The sequence below is a fragment of the Membranihabitans maritimus genome (assembly GCF_021729145.1).
In the GTDB taxonomy this organism is placed as follows: Bacteria; Bacteroidota; Bacteroidia; order Chitinophagales; family Saprospiraceae; genus Membranihabitans; species Membranihabitans maritimus.
Map to the genome: position 1 here is coordinate 1 of NZ_JAJSLW010000001.1, position 21,161 is coordinate 21,161.

At 39.4% G+C, this 21,161-nt stretch carries 14 protein-coding genes; all 14 read right to left on the minus strand.

What is annotated here, in order from left to right; translation table 11 throughout:
• Window positions 1-193: 193 nt before the first annotated feature.
• Entirely contained in the window at window positions 194-961 is a 768-nt protein-coding gene (locus tag LVD47_RS00005; protein ID WP_236973452.1) for a (Fe-S)-binding protein, read from the minus strand.
• Window positions 962-978: 17 nt separating this feature from the next.
• Window positions 979-1,758 carry an SDR family oxidoreductase gene (locus tag LVD47_RS00010; RefSeq protein WP_236973453.1) on the minus strand — a complete coding sequence of 260 codons (780 nt, stop codon included), beginning with the start codon at window positions 1,756-1,758 and terminating at the stop codon, window positions 979-981.
• 12 nt (window positions 1,759-1,770) lie between these two features.
• On the minus strand, window positions 1,771-2,403 hold the full coding sequence (locus LVD47_RS00015; protein WP_236973454.1) for a LutC/YkgG family protein: 633 nt from the start codon (window positions 2,401-2,403) through the stop codon (window positions 1,771-1,773).
• Window positions 2,404-2,413: 10 nt separating this feature from the next.
• Window positions 2,414-3,802, minus strand: a complete 1,389-nt coding sequence (locus LVD47_RS00020) for a LutB/LldF family L-lactate oxidation iron-sulfur protein (protein ID WP_236973455.1) — start codon at window positions 3,800-3,802, stop codon at window positions 2,414-2,416.
• Window positions 3,802-5,451, minus strand: coding sequence for a sodium:solute symporter (locus LVD47_RS00025; RefSeq protein ID WP_236973456.1), 1,650 nt, complete (start codon window positions 5,449-5,451; stop codon window positions 3,802-3,804). Before LVD47_RS00025 ends, LVD47_RS00020 begins: the two co-directional genes overlap by 1 nt.
• Window positions 5,445-6,536, minus strand: a complete 1,092-nt coding sequence (locus tag LVD47_RS00030; RefSeq protein WP_236973457.1) for a hypothetical protein — start codon at window positions 6,534-6,536, stop codon at window positions 5,445-5,447. The genes LVD47_RS00025 and LVD47_RS00030 overlap by 7 nt, the downstream gene beginning before the upstream one ends.
• A gap of 271 nt (window positions 6,537-6,807) precedes the next feature.
• Complete coding sequence (locus LVD47_RS00035; RefSeq protein ID WP_236973458.1) at window positions 6,808-8,583, minus strand: FAD-dependent oxidoreductase; 1,776 nt, start codon at window positions 8,581-8,583, stop codon at window positions 6,808-6,810.
• 17 nt (window positions 8,584-8,600) lie between these two features.
• Window positions 8,601-10,109 (minus strand): sulfatase family protein, encoded by a 1,509-nt coding sequence (locus LVD47_RS00040; RefSeq protein WP_236973459.1) that lies wholly within the window; start codon window positions 10,107-10,109, stop codon window positions 8,601-8,603.
• 16 nt (window positions 10,110-10,125) lie between these two features.
• Entirely contained in the window at window positions 10,126-11,574 is a 1,449-nt protein-coding gene (locus tag LVD47_RS00045) for a sulfatase-like hydrolase/transferase (protein WP_236973460.1), read from the minus strand.
• 80 nt (window positions 11,575-11,654) lie between these two features.
• Entirely contained in the window at window positions 11,655-12,743 is a 1,089-nt protein-coding gene (locus LVD47_RS00050) for a glycoside hydrolase family protein (protein ID WP_236973461.1), read from the minus strand.
• Between the two features lie 83 nt (window positions 12,744-12,826).
• Entirely contained in the window at window positions 12,827-14,677 is a 1,851-nt protein-coding gene (locus tag LVD47_RS00055; protein ID WP_236973462.1) for an arylsulfatase, read from the minus strand.
• A 34-nt stretch (window positions 14,678-14,711) separates the two neighbouring features.
• Window positions 14,712-16,409 carry a RagB/SusD family nutrient uptake outer membrane protein gene (locus LVD47_RS00060; protein ID WP_236973463.1) on the minus strand — a complete coding sequence of 566 codons (1,698 nt, stop codon included), beginning with the start codon at window positions 16,407-16,409 and terminating at the stop codon, window positions 14,712-14,714.
• 22 nt (window positions 16,410-16,431) lie between these two features.
• Window positions 16,432-19,857 carry a SusC/RagA family TonB-linked outer membrane protein gene (locus LVD47_RS00065; protein ID WP_236973464.1) on the minus strand — a complete coding sequence of 1,142 codons (3,426 nt, stop codon included), beginning with the start codon at window positions 19,855-19,857 and terminating at the stop codon, window positions 16,432-16,434.
• A gap of 56 nt (window positions 19,858-19,913) precedes the next feature.
• Window positions 19,914-20,993: a FecR family protein gene (locus tag LVD47_RS00070; protein WP_236973465.1), complete on the minus strand. Its 1,080-nt coding sequence runs from the start codon at window positions 20,991-20,993 to the stop codon at window positions 19,914-19,916.
• Window positions 20,994-21,161 lie beyond the last annotated feature (168 nt).

Here is a 21,161-nt window from a genome sequence, read left to right on the forward strand (position 1 = left end):
CTGACACCTTTAATGATGCCTTTTCCTTTATCGCTCACTACCACAGTTCTTAACCGCAGCAGCATAAAGGCGGTTTGTCCAAAGGACTCCCAGGGAGAAACCAATGACTGTGGACCGATTCCGAGGGGCCCCTCCCTCATCTTTTACTCAGCATAAGTACTAAACAAAGAACTTTTCCTTTGTTCAATCCTTGTCAGGACACACAATAACCTGAGTTCGATGAATATTTAGGGTTCAGACCCCTTGAAAGAACATCCACAATATGGATAGTTTTAATTTTATAGTTATGTTTTTTTATATACCCATCCATCTGCATCAAACAGGACAAATCCGTAGAAATAATATAATCAGCACCTTTTTCGACAGCATTGTGAACCTTTTGTTCCGTCATTGCTGTAGAAATAGGTTCGTATTTAATGGCAAACGTCCCTCCAAATCCACAACACACTTCCGAATCCTCCGTTTCTACAATTTTCAATCCTTCCACATTCTCCAATAATTTCCTTGGTGCACTTTTAATCCCACATTCTCTTAGCGCTCCGCAGGAATCATGATATGTACCTACTCCATCCATAGATGCCTTTATCTTCGTATAATCCAGCTTTTGTACTAAAAATTCACTAAACTCAAAGATATTTCTCAGTAAAGGATTCTTCACACCTAAATCTTTTGGTGGAATCTTACCCGACAACAATTTATGGTAATGGTTTCTTACAAAACCGGTGCACGATCCGCTGGGTGTTACAATGTAATTTTCCGGATCAAAGTCATCCAAAAATTTTTGCGCCACAATCTTAGATTCGTTCCAATGACCTGCATTAAAAGCTGGCTGTCCACAGCATGTTTGCTGCGGATTGTAAACTACTTCACAATCCAATTTCTCAAGAATACTTATCATATTGAATGCCGTCTGAGGGAAAAGTTGATCCACAAAACATGGCACAAAAAGTTGTATTTTCATTGATGGGATTGTGTGTATTAAATAATTCGATCTAAATGAACGTAACCCCCATCTATATGCATCAATTGTCCCGTAGTATGACTCGAGCGCTCCGATAAAAGAAATGCAACCATATTGGCAATTTCTTCAGGGGTAGTCATTCTATTTTCCAATGGAATCTTTGACACGATAGATGAAAGTTTTGCCTCGGAATCCGGTAAAGAATGAATCCACTTTTTGTACAATGGGGTCCAACATTCCGAAACTATAATAGCATTCACCCTGATTTTGTAGGGTAATAATTCGACAGCCCATTCCCGGGTCAATGCATTTCTTCCTCCATTGGAGGCAGCGTATGCTGAGGTTCCTCCCTGTCCGGTTTCTGCTGTTTTTGAACTGATGTTTACAATGGAACCACCTGCATCCTTCAAAAGGGGTAATGCATAATGGGCCATTAAATAATAGTGAACCAAATTGCAGTGTAGACTATACATAAACTTTTCATAGTTTCCATTCTCCAGCCCCACACCATCGTTGACCCCGGCATTATTGACCAATCCATCTATTCGATTAAATTCCTTTTTAACGTATCCCACTGATTGTTCACATTCTTCAGGATTGGTTAATTCCGCCACAAACTGATATGCTTTTCCTCCATTTGCTTCAATCTCCGAAACAGCTGTGCGATTATCCTTTTCATTACGACCGATAATAACAGGTAAAGCACCTTCGTTTGCAAGAACGGTGGTAATTCCTTTTCCTATACCTTTTGCCCCACCTGTAACAATAACAACTTTATCTTTTAAACTCAAATCCATTGCAATTACTTTTTAGTCTTCTATTAAAAAAATATATACTTCCTTAGGGCCGTGAACCCCTTTTACCAATGTCTTTTCAATATCTCCGGTACTACTTACTCCTGTTAAAAAATATAACGCCGACGGATACTCCTTCAGGTACTGACGCTTTATATCTTCCAATGCCTCCGAAATACTATTCACCATCTGATTTTCATGTCCAACTATTACATGCACAGGACTATAGACCGGCAATACACGACCAGAAGGCTGTGCGGAACTCATCACCACTGTTCCCGTTCGTGCCACGAAATATTCACATTCAGTTATCACAGCATCCATAGAGTACATGGCACCCCTGTCATAGATTATAGGCGATCCAAGTCTTTTTTTCAAGCCGGGATTAACACAAACCACACTCTTCCAAGCTTTTGATTTGGACACATTTCTAAACGCTTCAATGAATTCATTATCATTTTTACAACGATACACCTGAACACCGAGTAATGAATTTTCAGTGATAAATTGATCAACAGACTCTAGATCATTCACATTAAAATATATACTCTGAAGTCCAACCTCATGAGAAGAATCATTTTTTCCAGACCTATTTAGTCCCTGTTTTATCTTTTCTATAATATTCTCTTTGGCATGCAATTGATTCATAAGCCCCTATTTACTTTTCTATTTTTGAGTTTCGTTCCTTCCATTGTTCATTAAAGGATTTTTTCGGGAAAGTTGGAATGGCCCTATTTTCACCCCAGGATTTCTTAAATAAGTATCTGAACATTCTTTCCTTCGTATTCCCATTGGCGGTATTCAACATTCGTCTTGAAAGCATAGATCTCTTCCATATATACCAGGAAAATTTTTCGAGCCGGAACGTATTCTTTTGTTCTACAGATTTCCTTCGGTTCTTCAGCAATAATTCATGTAAATTAATCTTTACGGGACATACCTCTGTACATGCTCCGCATAAAGAAGAAGCATGACTTAAATGGCCATATTCCTTCATCCCCGAAAGATGAGGCGTAATAACGGATCCAATGGGCCCTCCATAAACTGTATTATAGGTGTGCCCGCCAATATTTTTATACACCGGGCAAACATTCAGACATGCGCCGCACCGTATACAATGTAAACTTTCCCGCATCTCAGGATCTGACAATATATTGGTCCGGCCGTTGTCCAGGAGGATAACATACATATCCTCCGGTCCATCCGTTTCATTTCTATGTTTAGGTCCTGTAAAAATAGAGTTATAGACGGTGACCTTTTGACCGGAACCATGGGTCGCCAGTAAAGGCCAGAATAATTCAAGGTCTTTGGCTGATGGAAGTACTTTTTCGATTCCGGTAATGGCTATATGTGTATTTGGAAATGCAGTTACCATACGGGCATTCCCTTCATTTTCAGTTATGGCCACGCCTCCAATATCTGATAAAAGAAAATTAACCCCGGTAATGCCAATATCTGCTTCCTGAAACTCTGTTCTCAATTGCCTTCTAGCCACCATCGTCAATTCTTCCGGGCCAAGATGCGGGCGAACGCCTAATTTTTCATGAAATAACTGAGCTACTTCTTCCTTACTTTTATGGATCGAAGGGGCTACAATATGATAAGGAGGTTCTTCGGATAACTGCTGAATGTATTCACCTAAATCCGTTTCTATTACTTCAATATCCTTTTTTTGTAAAAATGCATTAAGGTGGATTTCTTCGGTCACCATGGATTTACTCTTCACGATCTTTTTGGCTTTCTTTTCCGCACAAATTTTCCAAACCGCTTCCAGAGCCTCCTTTCCATCTCTTGCCCATATAACTTTTCCTCCGTTCTTGGTAAATCGATCTTCGAATTCCAATAAATAGCGATCCAAGTGAATGGTCGCCTTTTCCTTAACAGATTGCGCATCTTCTTTTGCCTTGTCCAAATTTTGAAATTGCTGCTTACCATTTTGAAAAGCAATTTCTGACTGGTTCAGGGCATGATTCATCATGCGCCTGTGTTCCAAGTCTTCTGCCTTAGACTGACTCTCTCTGTGGAATTTTCCTTGGATTGTTCTCATTATCTAAAAATTATATATAAAACAATCATAGTGATTACCAGTATGGAAGAAAGTAATTTATAATTCCCCAATCCACTCCAGGCCTTTCCTGCAAGGGGTTCAAAAGGACTCTTCCAATAAAGGGATTTGCTTTCTACCGTATGTTTTACAGGAAATGTATACGATAAAACTATTTGAAGCAAAAGACAAAAAAGAAAAAGATAGAAAGCCATCATCATAAAGGGTATTTCACCCAGTAAGGTATCAGGAAATAATTTATTCGCAGAGTACACCAAAATCCCGATTATTGACCCTATCAACAAAGTATATTGTGCTGACCGGGCCGACGCCTTCCCCCAAAATATACCCACAATGAAAACGCATGTGATGGGAGGGGCCAGGTGCGCGATAATATCATTTAACCCCACAAATAAACTTTCATAGGTATTCAAAGCAGGGAGAAGCAATAAGGAAATTATTATGGCAACAACCGCAGAGATTCTTCCATAAAAGACCAATTGATGATCGGAAGTTCCGGGTCTAAACTTTCGGATCAGGTCATAACTGACCAATGTGGAAATTGAATTAAGGGCTCCCGCTACTGTACTCATAAGGGCCGAGATCAAGGCAGCTATGACCACTCCTACTAAGCCGGATGGTAAAAGCTGCGTAACCATCAGGGTATATATTCCTTTGCTCTGTACCACAGGTTCTCCCTGGACATCGTTTACAAGTATTGAACTCACATCTAATAAACCATTCTCCATCAATGCATATGCCATTAATCCGGGCAAAACGAAAATAAATACGGGTAGTATCTTGATAAATCCGCAAAATAACGCACCTACCCTCGCATGGCTCTCATCTTTTGCCCCCAATACCCTTTGCACAATGGTTTGATCTGCACACCAGTACCATACTCCGAGAATAGGATATCCCAATAAAACAGAGTACCAGGGCATACCACTTTCATCATTGTGCGGCCTGAGCATAGAAATCATATCCATTTTATTTGAACTCTCCAACACATTAATGAGAGAAGACCATCCACCCAATTTCAACCAGGCTGATATCGTTATAATGATAGCACCAACAACCAGTACTATCGTCTGAATGGATTCCGTCACGACGACTGCTTTCAGTCCTCCAACAACCGTATAGATTCCAATCAATAATAATAACACCGAAATACTGATGTACATATTAACACCGAATAGGGTCTCTAATACAATCCCTCCGGCCAATAGCGAAAATGCTATGTGTATAATTACCGCTGATACAATGGAAATAACCGTCAACCAATCCCTGCACTGTCGATTGTACCTCTTTTCCAGAAAATCAGGCAATGTCGACACTCCCGAATTAATGTAAAAAGGAACAAAAAATAATGCAAGCAGTATCAAGGTAAATGCCGCCATCCACTCAAAATTACCGTTTAACAGTCCGGTATCAAATCCGGATTGTGCCAAACTGACTATATGTATACACGATATATTGGTTGCAAATAAGGCTAAGCCGATGACCGGCCAGCGCAAAGATTTTCCGGCAAGGAAGTATTCGTTTGACTCACTTTTCCCTCTCATAAAGTGAGAGATACCTGACCGCAAACCAATGATAACAATTCCTACAAGATAAATCCCAATTATTAATAAATCTAATTTGCTTACCATGTTAAATCATTAAATAAATAACCATGCTGTGTATTAACACCTTTCAACATATCTTTGATTAATTCCAATTCTTCAGGAGAAACTTTACTCTTTTCTTTTGTCAAAATTCGTACATAGACTTTTACTTGGTTCCTTGTCATTAAAAATAAATATTTTGCTAACTCAACTATACTTTTAAAATTAATTACATCACTTTTATAAATGTAATTCAGTAAGTGGGTTCGGCTATTTACATCAAAATCCTCAAATCCTTTCACAATGTCTAGTTGGAAGTCAACATTCCTCCACATTTCAGCAGGCATTTTCTTCATTATATAGATCCGATTGAGCGGGATAGCTCCATTGATTAACTCAATTATACGATCTTGATACGACATAAAATCAGATTTATTCAAGCTTTTAAGGGCATATAATTGATAATCGGCATGTTGAGACCCCAATAATTTCTCTTGTAATGACGTATTAAAATGTCTTTCCATATCACTTTGAATGGAATCCGAGAGTGGGCCATGTACGATATGGTAAAGGGTATAACAAGAATACAAAGCACCATCGACTACAGCTTCCTTGACTTCTTTGGCAGTAGCTCCTGTTACAGCATCAACTAATTCTGAAACCCGGTTTTTTTCCCGGTCAAACAATTCCTTTTTTGCTTTGCGCTTGATAATGGAATTATCATCCATCAAGAGGTTGTGTAGTTTGACATAATCGTTGTTCCTAAACTCAATATGATCATTTTTCGTCAAAGGTTTTCCAGCTACGGTGTCAAACCCTACGTAATTTCCCAACAGGTTCCAATACACCCGAATATTCATCAACGCACATAGGGTATCATCACAAACCGGAGTTACAATTTCTGACGTATAAGCGTACGGTAGTTCCTCTTCATCACTTAGCATCACCACGTCATATTCGATCAACGTGGAATCATCCGTCAGTAAAAAAGCCGGTTTTTCTGATGAGACATCAGAAAAATCCCATCCGTCTACTGCCATCACAGGATTATGTTCAATGAAGGCTGTATCGCCTTGTAGAAAAGCAATCTGGCCGATAAATAATAATATGCCTGTTGCTAATTTTAGCATTTTATTGTATTTGAATCATTCCAGGCTTACCCACAAAGTGCCCTTTGGGAAATTCGCCGTAGCATTCGTTAACAACCCTCTAATCTTTATCTTCGAAGAGTGTTAATACACAACCCAAGTAAAGAAATGCAAATGTTTTCACGATATAGTCCACCCCCCTGGGATAAGAGCAATATATGTCAACTTTGCAAATTGTTCCCTGAAGGGTCAGAAAACCACTCCCATAGGCACCCCCATGGGACAATCTTTACTGTTTCAAAGCACCACTCTTCTAGTTCACTTTCTCATTTTGAGACAACACCAAGTTCATATACTCATCTAAGTGCTCCTTATAAACTTCCCTTGGGGTAATGCCGTATTTCTTACAAATAGACGCCGCCAATCCCACAGCTGCACCCATTTGTCCCGTCGTACGCATCACACGCGGTCCGCCCAGTCCCACATGACTGGCACTAAAACAACGGCCCGCCATAAACATATTCTTTATATCCCTGGAATACAAGCTCCGGTAAGGTATATAGTATTTCCCGGTCTTGTAAAACATCGCTTTCGACAAAAAATCCGGCTTTGAAGCATCCTTCAGGTTTTGTTGATAGTGAACGTCTACTTCCCGGATCTCCACTACCACCGAATCCGGAAATTGGGTTTGATCCCGGGCATCGTTGAAAGTAAAAACATGGTCCCCTATCAATCTCCGGGACTCTCTCTTACCCACAAGGTACGACACCCATTCAAATCTCAACTGCTCATTCCCCGGTTTTTTCTTTTCATTGGCAAAAGATCCGTATATCGCCCGGAGCATATGATCCCGTATTTCTTCTGCATCATGGACTTGATGCATATCGGCACGGGAATATTCCCAGTGCCAGGTTCCTTTATCCGCTGCAAAATCCCCCACTACGTCTTTCGTCCACGGTACTTCCGGAAATTTGTACGACTTATCGTCCTTATAAGTCCGCCACAAGACCGATGACCCCATTACCACACCATCCGGCTCTTCCGGACTCCACAATTCCCCGAATTCTTCCCAACCCTCGTCAAACTTATCCACACTCTCCCTGCCGTACATAAATTCAGCCCCGGCCCAGAATCCAATCCAACCATCACCGGTACAGTCAGCAAAAAGCGGAGCCTCAAAGCGTATTCTCTCTCCCGTAGAGGTATGTCGCGCATCCACGGATTCAATCACATCGTCATCTGTATTCGCGTCGTACGCTCTCCAGTTCAGGTACAGGTGGATATTCTCGTATTTTTCTACATTTTTATGCCTTTTTCGGTCCTCTGCATAGGCCTCCGGAGAACCATTAGGGTAATGTTTCGTATCCAACATCCTTAATATGCGCTCGAAATGACCGTATATCCCCAAAGTATGTACCCGGATCTCACTGCTGGCATTGCCACCCAATACCGGACGGTCGTGGATCAATGCCACCTTCAGTCCCTGCTCCGCCGCTGCAATGGCACTGGCACATCCGGCTATACCACCGCCGACTACTACATAGTCAAAATGCTCAACCTTTTCCGGAACATTCTTTTGGTTCGTTACTTCAAACCGCCATTGCGCCAAATCCTCTCCCCGGGCCGGAGGAACTTTTTCTTCCGTACTGAAATAAATGGCATCACACCGCCCGTCAAAACCCGTAAGATCGACCAGCTCAATTTCAGTTTCCCTTTCGCTTATTTCGATTTCTCCCCCGTACTCCCAGGACCAACCCGGGGTCACTCCAAATTCCTGATCTAAAACTTTCTCTCCCACCCTGACTTGAAAACGTCCGGGGGGCTCCCATTCTCCGGGAACCCAATTCTTGGTCCGCACCCATACGTGATATTTCCCCTGGGTTGGAAACTTAACCTCCATTTCGGCATTTTCTACCGGTTCTCCTAATCCATGTGCCAGCAAATAGGGAGATCCCATCTGCTCCACAAATTGGGGGTCGACAACCCATCCACCCTTCGTATCAAAACTCTCGGCCTCTATCAAAAATGACTGAGAAGGTAGAGTGAGTACATTAAATAAAAACAAGAATACTATAATACCTTTTTTCATATATGCTTATTTTGATATCAGTTTTTTTGGTACGCATTTAATACAGAGCTCAAACTATCAACAATTTCCGGATACTTCAGCCATAAGTTATTTGATTCAGTAGGGTCTTGAACTAGGTCATATAACTGTCCTTCTACACCCTCCCGTGCTGGTTCTATTATTCTAGGTTTTGCAAAACCCCCGGGACCTAAAGAGGGTATAAACTTCCACTTTCCTTTCCTAAGACCAAATTTCCCATAGAATGAATGGTGAATAGCAACATCCCTTCGATAATGACCATTTCCATTATTGGTTAAGATTGGTAAAAGACTATAACTATCCCGGATGCCTTTTTGTGATAATTTAATACCTAAGATTTCAGATATAGTAGCCATCAAATCAATAAAATCAATAGTTTTATCACAACTACTGCCTGGTTGAATTTTCTTCGGCCATTTGATCATAAACGGCACCCGATGTCCACCTTCCCATATATCGGATTTTACTCCTCTCCACATCCCATTCGCATGATGATTATATTCTTCAATAACGCTGTATGGAGCCGACCTACTTGTGATCCTGGCAGGAGACCCATTATCACTGGTAAAAATCACGATAGTAGTTTCTGCAAAATTTTGATTTTCCAGAGCTCTCAAAATCTCTCCCACGGACCAATCCGTTTCCTGCACAAAATCACCATATGGCCCTGCTTCACTTGTCCCCTTAAATGCTTCAGAGGGAGCAATCGGTGTATGTGGCGAGGTTAAAGAAAAATATAGAAAAAAAGGAGTATCCTTATTTTGTTGGTTAATATATTCTACTGCCTTTCCCGTAATCCGGGATAAAACTTTCTCGTAGGACCAACCTTCTGCCATTAATCCCGGTTGACCAAATACCGAATCAGGTTTCGGAAGTGTCGGAATAGAAACAACTGAATTATTCTCAATGTAGGTAAAGGGCGGGTGGTTAGCAGGGCCGGACAATCCAAAAAAATAATCAAAACCAACGGATAGTGGTCCGTTTTGTACAGGCTTACTAAAATCAACATCCCAGGTAAATTTTTTCCGATCTGCACTTTTCGGAATATAAGTTCCATCCTGAAGTGTCCATTTCATTCCTAAATGCCATTTGCCAATAACTGCCGTATTGTAACCTGATTTTTTCAATACTGTCGCAACGGTTGTCTGATTAGAATCTATTAACTCTCGGTCATAAGAATATAATACACCTTTTTTCAATCTAGTTCGCCAAGAGTATCTACCCGTTAGTAAAGAATAGCGGCTAGGAGTACAAACGGAAGAACTCGAATGTGCATCTGTAAAGACCATCCCTTGATTAGCCAAGTCATCTATATTTGGAGTTCGAACTTTCGACTGTGGATTTTGGTAACTCACATCCCCATAACCTAAGTCATCCGCCAAAATAATAACTATATTGGGACTGTCAGTTGCATTTTTACTGTTGGGCGAATCTCCGGAAGTATTGCTACAAGCAATAAGGAATAGAAAGCCAACTATAAAAAGAAAATATTCGTGAAATTTTATCATGATCATAATTTAAAAATTAATGAGAACGCAATTCTACTCGAAGGCTTTCTTCCCAATTTTGCAAATCCCTTTTGAGTTCAAGGAATATATCCTGATTCTCTGCTTTAATATCCTTTGATTCCTTTATATCTTCAGACAAATTATAAAGTGACGATTTACCATCGACAACTACTAATTTCCACTTTCCTTTTAAAGCTGCCTGCCCATTGCGAAATCTCCAAAATACAGTTCGATTGTTTAAAGGTTTAAAATTAGTATCCTCACAAAGTATCGGAGTGATACTTAAACCTGAGACCTTTTTACTATTTTCAAAATTCTTTATATTTAACATATCAGCAATGGTTGGAAAAATATCCATGGATAACACCAAATCATCGGATACTCTAGGATCGATTACTCCTTTCCAATGAAACAATGCTGGCACATGATGACCTCCTTCATACACCTGACCTTTATATCCTCTGAAGGGAGCATTTGAACCCACTGTACCCATCGGACCATTATCTGAACTAAAAATTATCAAAGTATTTTCCAATAGCTGATTTTCTTCTAAATAATCTAAAATACGACCTATATTCCGATCCAGAGACTCCACCATTTCTATATATGCACCCTCGATATCCTCACGAGGACCTAATGTTGGAAAATCTCCATTTACAGTTCGATAAGCTGGATCATTGGGTCCTTGATATGGAAAATGGGGAGCCCCATGAGCCAAATACAAGAAGAACGGAGTATTGTCTTGAATGCTTTTCATAAACTGTATACCATGATCGGTAATAATCTCTGTTATATACCCCTCTTCCTCTATAAGTTTTGTTCCCTTCCACCAATCTGTATATCCTTCTTGGTCAATGTGGCTTTTATAATCAACATTCCCACTTACAAATCCGCGGAATTCGTCAAATCCCTGAGCAATTGGGCCAAACTTCGGTTGGTATCCTAAATGCCATTTCCCAATAATTCCAGAACGGTAACCTGCTTTCCCAACCAATTCTGCCAAAGTAGTCACTTTTGGATCCATACCTGTATGACGATGACTTTTTGCAGTAATGACTCCTTCAATTCCAACTTCCTGAGGATATAACCCTGTCATCAAAGCCGCCCTGGTAGGACTGCAATTCACCCCATTAGTATGATAATTGGTTAGCTTTAATCCATTATCGGCCAATCCATCCAAATTTGGAGTATTTATGCTTCCATTTCCACCAAACGCATCTAAATCGCCATAACCCAAATCATCAGCCATTATCAAAATAATATTGGGTCGTTGCCCCTGAATATCTTCTCTCTTTAATTTCCCATAAATATTTTGCTTTCCAACAATCGTATCACTGAACTTGCTACTAAAAAAATAATTACCGTACATTGACGACCATTCATTTTGAGAATGTCCATAATAACATAATGGAATAGTTAGATAAACAAATAATACTAACCTGAAAAATTTGACTATGTTACTCATAACTGTGAAATTTACACAAAGTTCCTTTTTCGAAAGGTCAAAGTTATATTCAACTTAATTAAGATTCGTAAATTTAAAACCTACTCTTTTTTAAGAGGTACATGTACATTAAAAGAATGGGTTTCCCTGTCTTCTGTCGCTGCAAGGAATAATACAGATGGTTCTCCGTTTTCATCGAACCATATTTGGGGTCGCTCCAAAGAATGTAGTTCTTGAACCTTTCCGTTTTCCCACTCTATTTGCAGCTTTGAAACTATTATATTTTTGGCCAACTTCCAGTCAATCCCGTTACCTGACTGGAAGAGAACTAGCGGAATATCTTCCTCGGCGAAAGCTTCATGATTATTTAAAATGGCCCAATAACGTTCATTACTGTACCAAATAAAAGGGTCTTCTCCTGGAAAATCACTGGTTTCACTTGTAAATATTGGATCCTTATACTTCACAAATGGTCCCGTTGGACTCTCAGAAATGGCAGCCATGTGAAATACAGGTCCTCCAAAAGGTAGTTTCCCTTTTTTTGCAACAGCCTTGTAAATCATCAAATATCCGCCATCATGACGTTCAGTTATACTTGGGGTATTAACCATTAATGCATCTGCCGCCATTGAGTCTTTGGATACATCTATTAGAGGTTTATCAAAACGCTTCCAAGGTCCATTTGGGCTATTAGCTACAGCTACACCTATTCGTTGGTTATTTCTATTTAACCAGTTAAAATCTCCTTCTTCTCCCTTTTCTTCACTTCCTGTAGTACCCATATAATATAGATAATACTTATCACCAAACTTTTTGACAATGGGATTATGTGTATTTAGCCCATCCCAATATTCTGCTCCTCTGTCTTCTAAGGCAATATCTTTAAACTGATAAGGGCCTAAAGGATCGTCTGCCACAGCATGGGCAATCTTAGAATGAGTTAACCAAGCTCTGAATCCCTGCGTCTTTTCCCAGCGCGAATAAAGCAGGTGGTATTTCCCATCCTCGCCCTTTACCATAGAACCACCCCAAATAAAATAATCTTCACTTGAAAGTTTGGCCCTACCCGGTACAGGTTTCATAAGGTTTTGAAAATTTAAATCTTCCGTTCTTGTATTTTGTGCCTTTAATGGTCCATTCGAATACAAACTACAACCAAGTATCGCTATAAAAAGATATATATATTTCATCAACAAATATTTTAAATTAAATAATTTCAAATTACTCAGGATCGATTACCATTCCCTAACTCTAAAAGCAATAATTTATATTTCTATTTTTCAAATTCTCTGCCACCATTCCTCATTCTTTCAATATACGTGTAATAAGAAGGGTAAACTCTTCCATCAGCATCCAATAATACTGCCGTCATATCATATTTGCCCGCCGGTATATATCCTTCAAAATTAACTTCTTCAATAGAATCACCTAATATTGGTTTGGTCTCACTAATGCCGGCCAAATAGAGCGTCGCATATGTTAAATTGTTATGCTTACTAGCCGGCATTGGATTACTTATTTCTACGGACATATTTCCAGCCGACACTATTTCATTAAAGGCAAGTCCACTTTCCCTGGGATATCGTCGAAGGCTAATCTGATATCTTCCTCCTTTAACTACTTCTACTTTAAGATCCCCTTGTCCTCGGTTCCCTTCTAACACTCCGTTCTGGTGCCATACATATTCATACGGGTAAATGTACATATCGTGAGAACTAAGTCGAAGAGGATTTTCGTGCTCGGTTCCGGCCTTTATATATGCATATCGTTCATTGACCTCCTGTTCCATTAGTGAAGTCCACCACTTGTTATAACTTTCCCTCAATTTATTCACTACTTTGGGATGCTCTGATGCTATATCATTGGACTGAGAAACATCTTCTTTGATATTATAAAGTTCCTGACCATTGATTAATCTCCAGTTGTCATCCATCACCGCAGATCTTCTCCATTTAACAAGATTTTTCGTTCGTTGTGAGTCCACAATCAATGTACGATTAGACCACTTTACTCTTTCTTCTCTCAACAAATCCGCAAAACTTTTACCGTCAATATGTTTATCTTCACCCCAGCTTAAATTACATATATCAACCAACGTTGGTAAAAGATCAATGTGGGCTAATAGGTTATCAACTTCTTTACCTCCTTTAATATTTCCATCTGGCCACCTAATGGCATATGGTACCCGATGTCCACCGTCATAAGCACTCCCTTTTGTCCCTCGAAGACCTGCATTATATCCAGAAACTTCTCCATCTCTATGCAGAAAACCCCTTGCCGAACCATTGTCACTCATAAATATAACAACCGTTTTTTCTGCAATACCCAAAAACTTCAGCTTTTCTTCAAGACGCCCCACATTGTCATCAATATTGGTTATCATACCATAAAATCGTTTTTGTTCATCCAAAAGCCGATCTTCATTCTTGTAGATATTGTAATATTTCTCAGGAACATGGAACGGTCCATGGGCAGCGTTGGTCGCGATGTAAGTCATAAAAGGTTGACTTTTATGCTCTTCTATAAATTTAATAGCTTCGTTAAAAAACACATCTGTACAATACCCTTCATATTTTTGTGCTTTTCCATTGTGCCAATACGTATCATCAAAATAATCATTACCCCAATAGTCAGGTGTATGAGCAATACCTCCACCTCCATGTCTGACAACTTCTTGGAATCCACGATCTTCTGGTCGGAACGGGTAATTATCACCAAGATGCCATTTTCCAAACATTCCGGTCACATAACCGTTTTCAACAAAAATCTGAGGAAGTGTTATTTCATCTTCAAATAATAATGACCGTCCTCCTATCGTGTGCCACGTACCCACTCGGTTACTATACCGTCCTGTCATCAGCGCACCTCTTGTAGGAGAACAGGTCGGCGATACATGAAAATTTGTCGCTCGAACACTTTCTTCAAAAAAATCATTAATATTCGGTGTTTGGAGGATTTCATTCCCATGATATCCCAAATCACCAAAACCTTGATCATCCGTAATTATCAAAATAACATTAGGTTTCTGCTCACCCTGTTGACATCCAACGGTAAACCCCAGTAACTGATTACAACTTGTAAACAAAAGGACTGCTATTACAAAACCTAAATATTGTAATTTCATATAATTCTGGTTATACTTAATATTTCTATAAATTTTAGTAGCCAACATTCTGTGTAATCTTATCATTTAGGTCCAATTCCGATTGAGGAATGGCCCAAAACCAATCTTTTTCAGTAAATACTCTTTCCTCTACATTTCGAAAAAGATTCTCCATTCCAGAATACATTGGAGATCCATTTTCATCTATTTCCGGTGCTTTGGGAATTGATGAATAATCACCTAATGGACGCCCAATTAAAGTACCATTCACCACCTCATCGGCTATTCCCCACCGTTTTATATCAAATAGCCTTAATCCCTCTCCAGCAAATTCTACTTTTCGCTCTCTTCTGATTATCTCTCTAAGTTCAGTCGGATTAGTAGTAGTGATTTCAGGGTACATAGAGCCTTGAGTCAATTCAACACCATAAGCCCGGGCTCTCACCAAGTTTATTGCATTCAAAACTGACTGGTCAATTTCTCCCATTTCGATCATTGCTTCTGCATAGGTCAATAACACTTCCGCATAACGGATGTATATAAAATTCAGCGAAGAAGATGCTAAGTCGTTTCGGTCTATTGGACTATAATATTTTCTCCACAAATATCCGGTAAAAGTCGAAAACGGATTGGTTGCATCTTGATTTGATACTTTTTCAACTCTTTCACCAGCTGAGTTAACTCTCCATGTTTCTACACTATCAGGATGATCTTGAAAAATAAAGTCATCCCAAACTCCTCCCGCCCGAACAATAGAGGCGTCCAATCTGGGATCCCTATTTTGAAATGGATTGCCTGGATCATAAACCGAAGATTCATCGATTGGTTTCCCATCAATTGCTTCATAAGAATCGACGGCAAATTGACTTGGAACCACCGTACTCCATCCCGTTATGTTTCTAGAACCAAAGAATCTAGCATAGCTTGTAGCATGAACACTTTTTTCATAATCAGTATCAAGTATCACTCCTGAACTATGTTCACCTTGATATTGAAACTGATCCTCATAATTTTGGTAAAGCTCATATTTTCCTAAATCCATTACCGCCTGTGTAGACTGGACAGCTAAGCTCCAATTTTCGTTGTACAAAGCTACACGTGCTTTTAAAGCAAGCGCCGCCCCCTTGGTTATCCTGCCTTTTTCTGCTTCTGGCCAATCTGTAGGTAATACTTGAGCCGCATAATCAAGATCCTCGTAGATCTGATCAACAACATCTTGTTTAGGTGTACGAGCAATTTGTGCTTCTTCAATTGTGGGCACTTCAACAAGTAAAGGCACATCCCCGTATAACTCAGTTAAATAATGATAAGAGAAAGCTCTTAAAAACCGGGCTTCAGCCTGAATTCTTTCGAATAAGTCTTCAGAAACTACATCTTCGGCCCTACTCATATTTTGTAATAAACCGTTGGCTTGACTTATACTTCTATATAAATGATTCCAGGTATCTGAAAATATACCTGTCTGCGAGTCCGAATTGCCTGCAGTTACAGATTTCATTCCCAAGCCCATACGTTCAAAAGAAAGGTCTGTACCTGTTTCAAACCGTAATGGAGCGGGTAAGTTCCATGGAGTAACCTCAAACCATAATGTTTGGTTGTAAACTCCGTTAATAGCCAGGATTAACTCTTCTTCACTAGAATAAAAAGTTTCTGAAGAAGGAGCAACTGTAGGAACTTGATTAAGTTGTTCATTGCAGGAAATTACAAAAAGAATAGTTATTATAAATATATTTAACCTAAATAAATTTTTCATAATGATAAGGTTATTTGGTTAGTTAAAATTTTATATCAAGTCCAATTGAGTAAATTTCAGTAACAGGATAAAAACTACCTGTTTCTCGACCATTTACATTCGGATCTATTCCGGGAGGCATATTATTAACTGTAAATAAGTTTTGCCCTAGAAAATAAATTCGCATATTAGTTAAGGCTACTTTATTCAAGACATCAATTGGCAAATTATACCCCAATTGGAGATTTCTTAAACGGATATATGAGGCATCATATACCCAAAAGCTTGATGGCCTGTAATTACTATGTCCTGCAACAGAAGTAAGTCTCGGATAAGATGCATCTCGATTATCGGGCGTCCAAAAATCTTTTTGCCAATCAAACATATTACCGGAGTTGTGAAAGGCCCATACCATATTCTCCGAAAGATATACGTCTCTTTTTCCATATCCCTGAAACAAAGCAGTTAGGTCAAATGATTTGTATTGAATATTCAAATTCATTCCAAAATTAAGTCTTGGGAAGGGATTCCCGATAATTGTTCTGTCACTAGCATTAATAACCCCATCTTCGTTAACATCTCGGTACTTAATGTCACCGGGGCCAATATTTGCTCCCTGGGTTGGACTACTATGAATTTCCTCCTGGGACTGAAATAAACCAATTGCATCGAAGCCATAGATAGCCCCTATAGGCTCACCAACCTCAGTAAGGCTACTACCGCTAATAAATGGGCCGGCGCCTCTAAGGTTTTTGACTTCATTTTTAACATCTGAGACATTTAAGTCTACTCCATATTGAAAATCTTGACCAATATTGTCTTGAATCCCTAATGATACATCCCAACCAATATTTTGAACTTCACCAGCATTTTGATAAGGAGCCGTTCTTCCTATGATTCCTGGGATAGGCAATCGCAATAGTATATCTTCGGTATTTCGAACATAATATTCACCCGAAAAGGTCATGCGTTCATTAAATAATCCTATATCTAATCCAATATTGCTAGTTGTGGTAGACTCCCAAGTAATATTTCGATTTGCCAAGGCTAATTGCGATGCACCTGGCTGCGGCTGCCCCCCGATCATATAGTCCTGACCAAGATTAACCGTTGCCAAGTATGGATATGTTCCAATTTCCTGATTCCCTAATTGCCCCCATGATGCTCTAAGCTTCAGACTTGATATAAAATCAACCGATTCCATAAAATTTTCCTCAGACAATCTCCAGCCTACTGAAAATGCTGGGAATAAACCATATTTATTTCCTTTCGCAAAACGAGATGACCCATCATATCTTAAATTTGCTTCCAATAAATACTTTCCATCGAAATTATAATTTAACCTTCCAAAACCTGATTGAAGGGCAAATGCACTTGAAGAACCCGCATTTTGTAAATTTGACTGAGAACCTGCATCTAATTCTTCTAAATTTTCAAGTGTAAATCCTTCACGACTGGCCATAAAAATACGATTGTCAAACTTTATAAATTCATAACCTGCCATTGCCTTAAAATTATGATATAGTCCAATTGATTTTCGATAGTTTGCTATGAAATTTATATTGTTTGTAAATGACTCTATATGGATTTGTTCAAGTTTGGCTCTTCCTGATAAATCAACACCTCCCTTTAGGAATTTTTCTCCTGTTTGCGGATTTTCAGTGAAAAATGTTTTAAACATTGATTTTTGAAAGTTATTTGCAACTTCAGGGGAATAACGCAAGTTAAACTCCAGGTTCTTTGCAGGTTGATAAGTGGCTCGAAGATTTGCCATTAAATAATTTCTTGTAAGTCTATTATTTCCACCGACTTCCATATTCGCAACTATATTACCTTCTGAATAACCGGTCCCCCAACTTCCATCGGGGTTTCTAACCGGCCCATGTATCCGGGCTGTTCTATATGCAGGATATACAGTATTCTGAATACTCGGTTGATCTTGAAATGAACGTGATCCATTTATATCAAACTGGAAATTTAATTTATCAGAGGTATGAATATCTGTATTCAACCTTAGGGTATACCTGTCAAAATCACTATTGATCATATTCCCCTTTTCATCCTGAAAAGACAGAGATCCGTAAACTGATAAATTTTGATTGCCTCCTGAAACCGTTAAATTATGATTTTGTAAATATCCTTTTTCTCCCAATGCCGCTCCTATCCAATCTGAGTTAGGGTATTGAACAGGATCACTCTCATGATTTTCTTCCCAATCCTGAATGTACTGTTCAGTCCATATTTTTTGTTGCCCAACATTGTCAAGAGCCATATTATTAAACCGCATAAACTCTCCTGCCTGAACAGGGTTTACGGTCTCAGTAATATCCTGAAGACCAACATATCCACTGTAACCAACTTGAAATGTACTTTCTTTTTTAGCTCTTTTCGTGGTTACAAGAACTACTCCGTTCGCTGCCCTGGATCCGTATATAGAAGCTGAGGCAGCATCTTTTAGTATAGTTATATTTTGGATATCATTAGGTTGTAAACCGTCAATACTACCTTCTATCCCGTCAATTAGTACCAAAGGATCATTATTTCCGAGTGTTCCCAACCCTCTAATTCTAATCGTTCCTCGAGAATCACCTGGCCTTCCTGAAGTTTGGGTAACAGTTACACCTGAAGACTGCCCCATCAAAGCTGAAGATGCTTGAGTAACTGCTTGCCTGGAAATTTTACTGCCTTCAATGGAGGATACGGACCCCGTTAAATTTTCTTTTTGCTGTGTCCCATACCCCACAACCACCACCTCATCCAGTGTCTGCGAATCTTCCAGTAATGTAATTGTTAAGTTTCCTCCTCCATTTACCGGAATTTCCTGTGTCTGATAACCAATATAGGAAACTACCAATGTAGCATTCTCATCGACATCTTCCAATGTAAAATTTCCGTCAAAATCCGTAGATGTCCCTTTATTGGATCCTTTGACGAGTACATTTACACCTATCAATGGTTCTCCATTATTGTCAGTCACCGTTCCCGAAATATTAACCACCAACCGCTTTCCATACAATTCTCGTATCGAAAACGTACTCAGAGGGGCAACAATATCTCTCTGTCTCTTAACCTCCATATCTTCTTTGTCCAAAATGCCCTGAAAATGGGCAACCATCTTTCGCAAAGACTTTAACCCCTCTTCCGTATCCCTGTAAACCGCCACGTATCGCCGGTCAAAGACCCTGTATTTCAGATTCGTTTGATCCAACACCATCTCAAGCTCCTCATCCAAATCATTTGTTGCATCCGGATCGTAGTTGACTTTTACGTCTTCCACCCATGCCCGATCATAACTAAACAGCACCTGGTGTTTTTTACCAATCGATTGAATGGCATCCACTAATAACACCTCGTCCCCGTCAAATTCAGGAACCGAATTTGCCTGTGGCAACTGCCAGTGTATCATTAAAACCAGTAATAAAAGCATCCTAAATCCTACTTTTATTCGCAATAAAAGTTGTACATTCATCTTACATTGAATTTTAAGTTAAAGTTTTATGTAATGAGGGGAATGAGCGGCCAAACTTAGTTCCCCTTTTTTCTTTCCACTATAATTTTTCCATTTACTTCTTCCATATCTATTTCCAGTGTGAGTGTCATCAAACCGGACACCGTAGCCCAGTCTTCATAAGGAAGACCAAGGTTCACTCTTCTACTCAGTAGTGCCGTATCCTTCACTTCAAATTGCTTTCCGTATATATCCTCTAATCGTTGTAATACCGTCTCAAAGTGTTCGTTTTCAAACGCCAAATCCCCTTCTATCCAGGACGCATGGTCCCGGGTCGTACTATTCTGTATATGTTCCAGAAGTAAATCGGTAGCTGAATAAGTCACCGCATCTCCCGGCTTCATTACAATTGTATTTGATGTCGAATTTAAACTTTCCCGACTCAGGGTTATATCCCGGTTTTTTTTGTCCCCTGTTTTTTCCTCGTTTAGTTCCAGTTCCACTTTTCCCGATTCCAGAAACACATCCGTTTTTTGTCTTCGGGACACCACATTGAACGATGTACCGTGAACATTAACGGTCAAATCAGGTGTGACCACCCGAAAGGGCATATTTCCATTACTACTTTCGCCGGTCGGATCAGGTATCTCAATCACGTCAAAAAAAGCTTCACCGTCCAGCACCAATTCCCGTATTCCGGAGTCTTGCCAGTCTTTATTCCATATGAGTCTTGAGTTGGCGTTCAGCTTTACCGTACTTTTATCTTCCAATACTATTTCCTTCGTCTCCCCATACCCCGTTTCATAAATAATGCCTTCACCTGTATTAAAATACCAAATTACTACTCCCAGTAGAACGGCAATACTCGCGGCTATCCCAATACTCCAAATTCGCCGATTACTTCCTTTCTTTTTATCAACATCTACAAATCTTCGTTGCCGGTTCTTTTCAAAATCTTCCCGTACTTTCTCTATAGATAAACCCTGAAGGTCAAATGAAACATCCTTACTCTCCCATTCTTGTTCAAATAACTCATAAACAGACTCAAATCGATTCCTATCCTCAAAGATCTCAAACATTTCATCCAACTCCTCCCTGGAAGCTGTTCTGTCCAAATATTTTCGAAATAATATTTTTACCCTGCTATTTTTATCCACAAAAAATTAATTTTCATTAACTGTTTTACATTTGAAATTCCCCTTTCTACGCCTCCAAATAATATAGGCATTTCCTTTAATTATCGGCATTTGTAGGTATAAGACAATTCAAACTTTAGTTTGTACTAGTGGAACTCTATATTTTTTATTTTAATTTGATTTTAATCC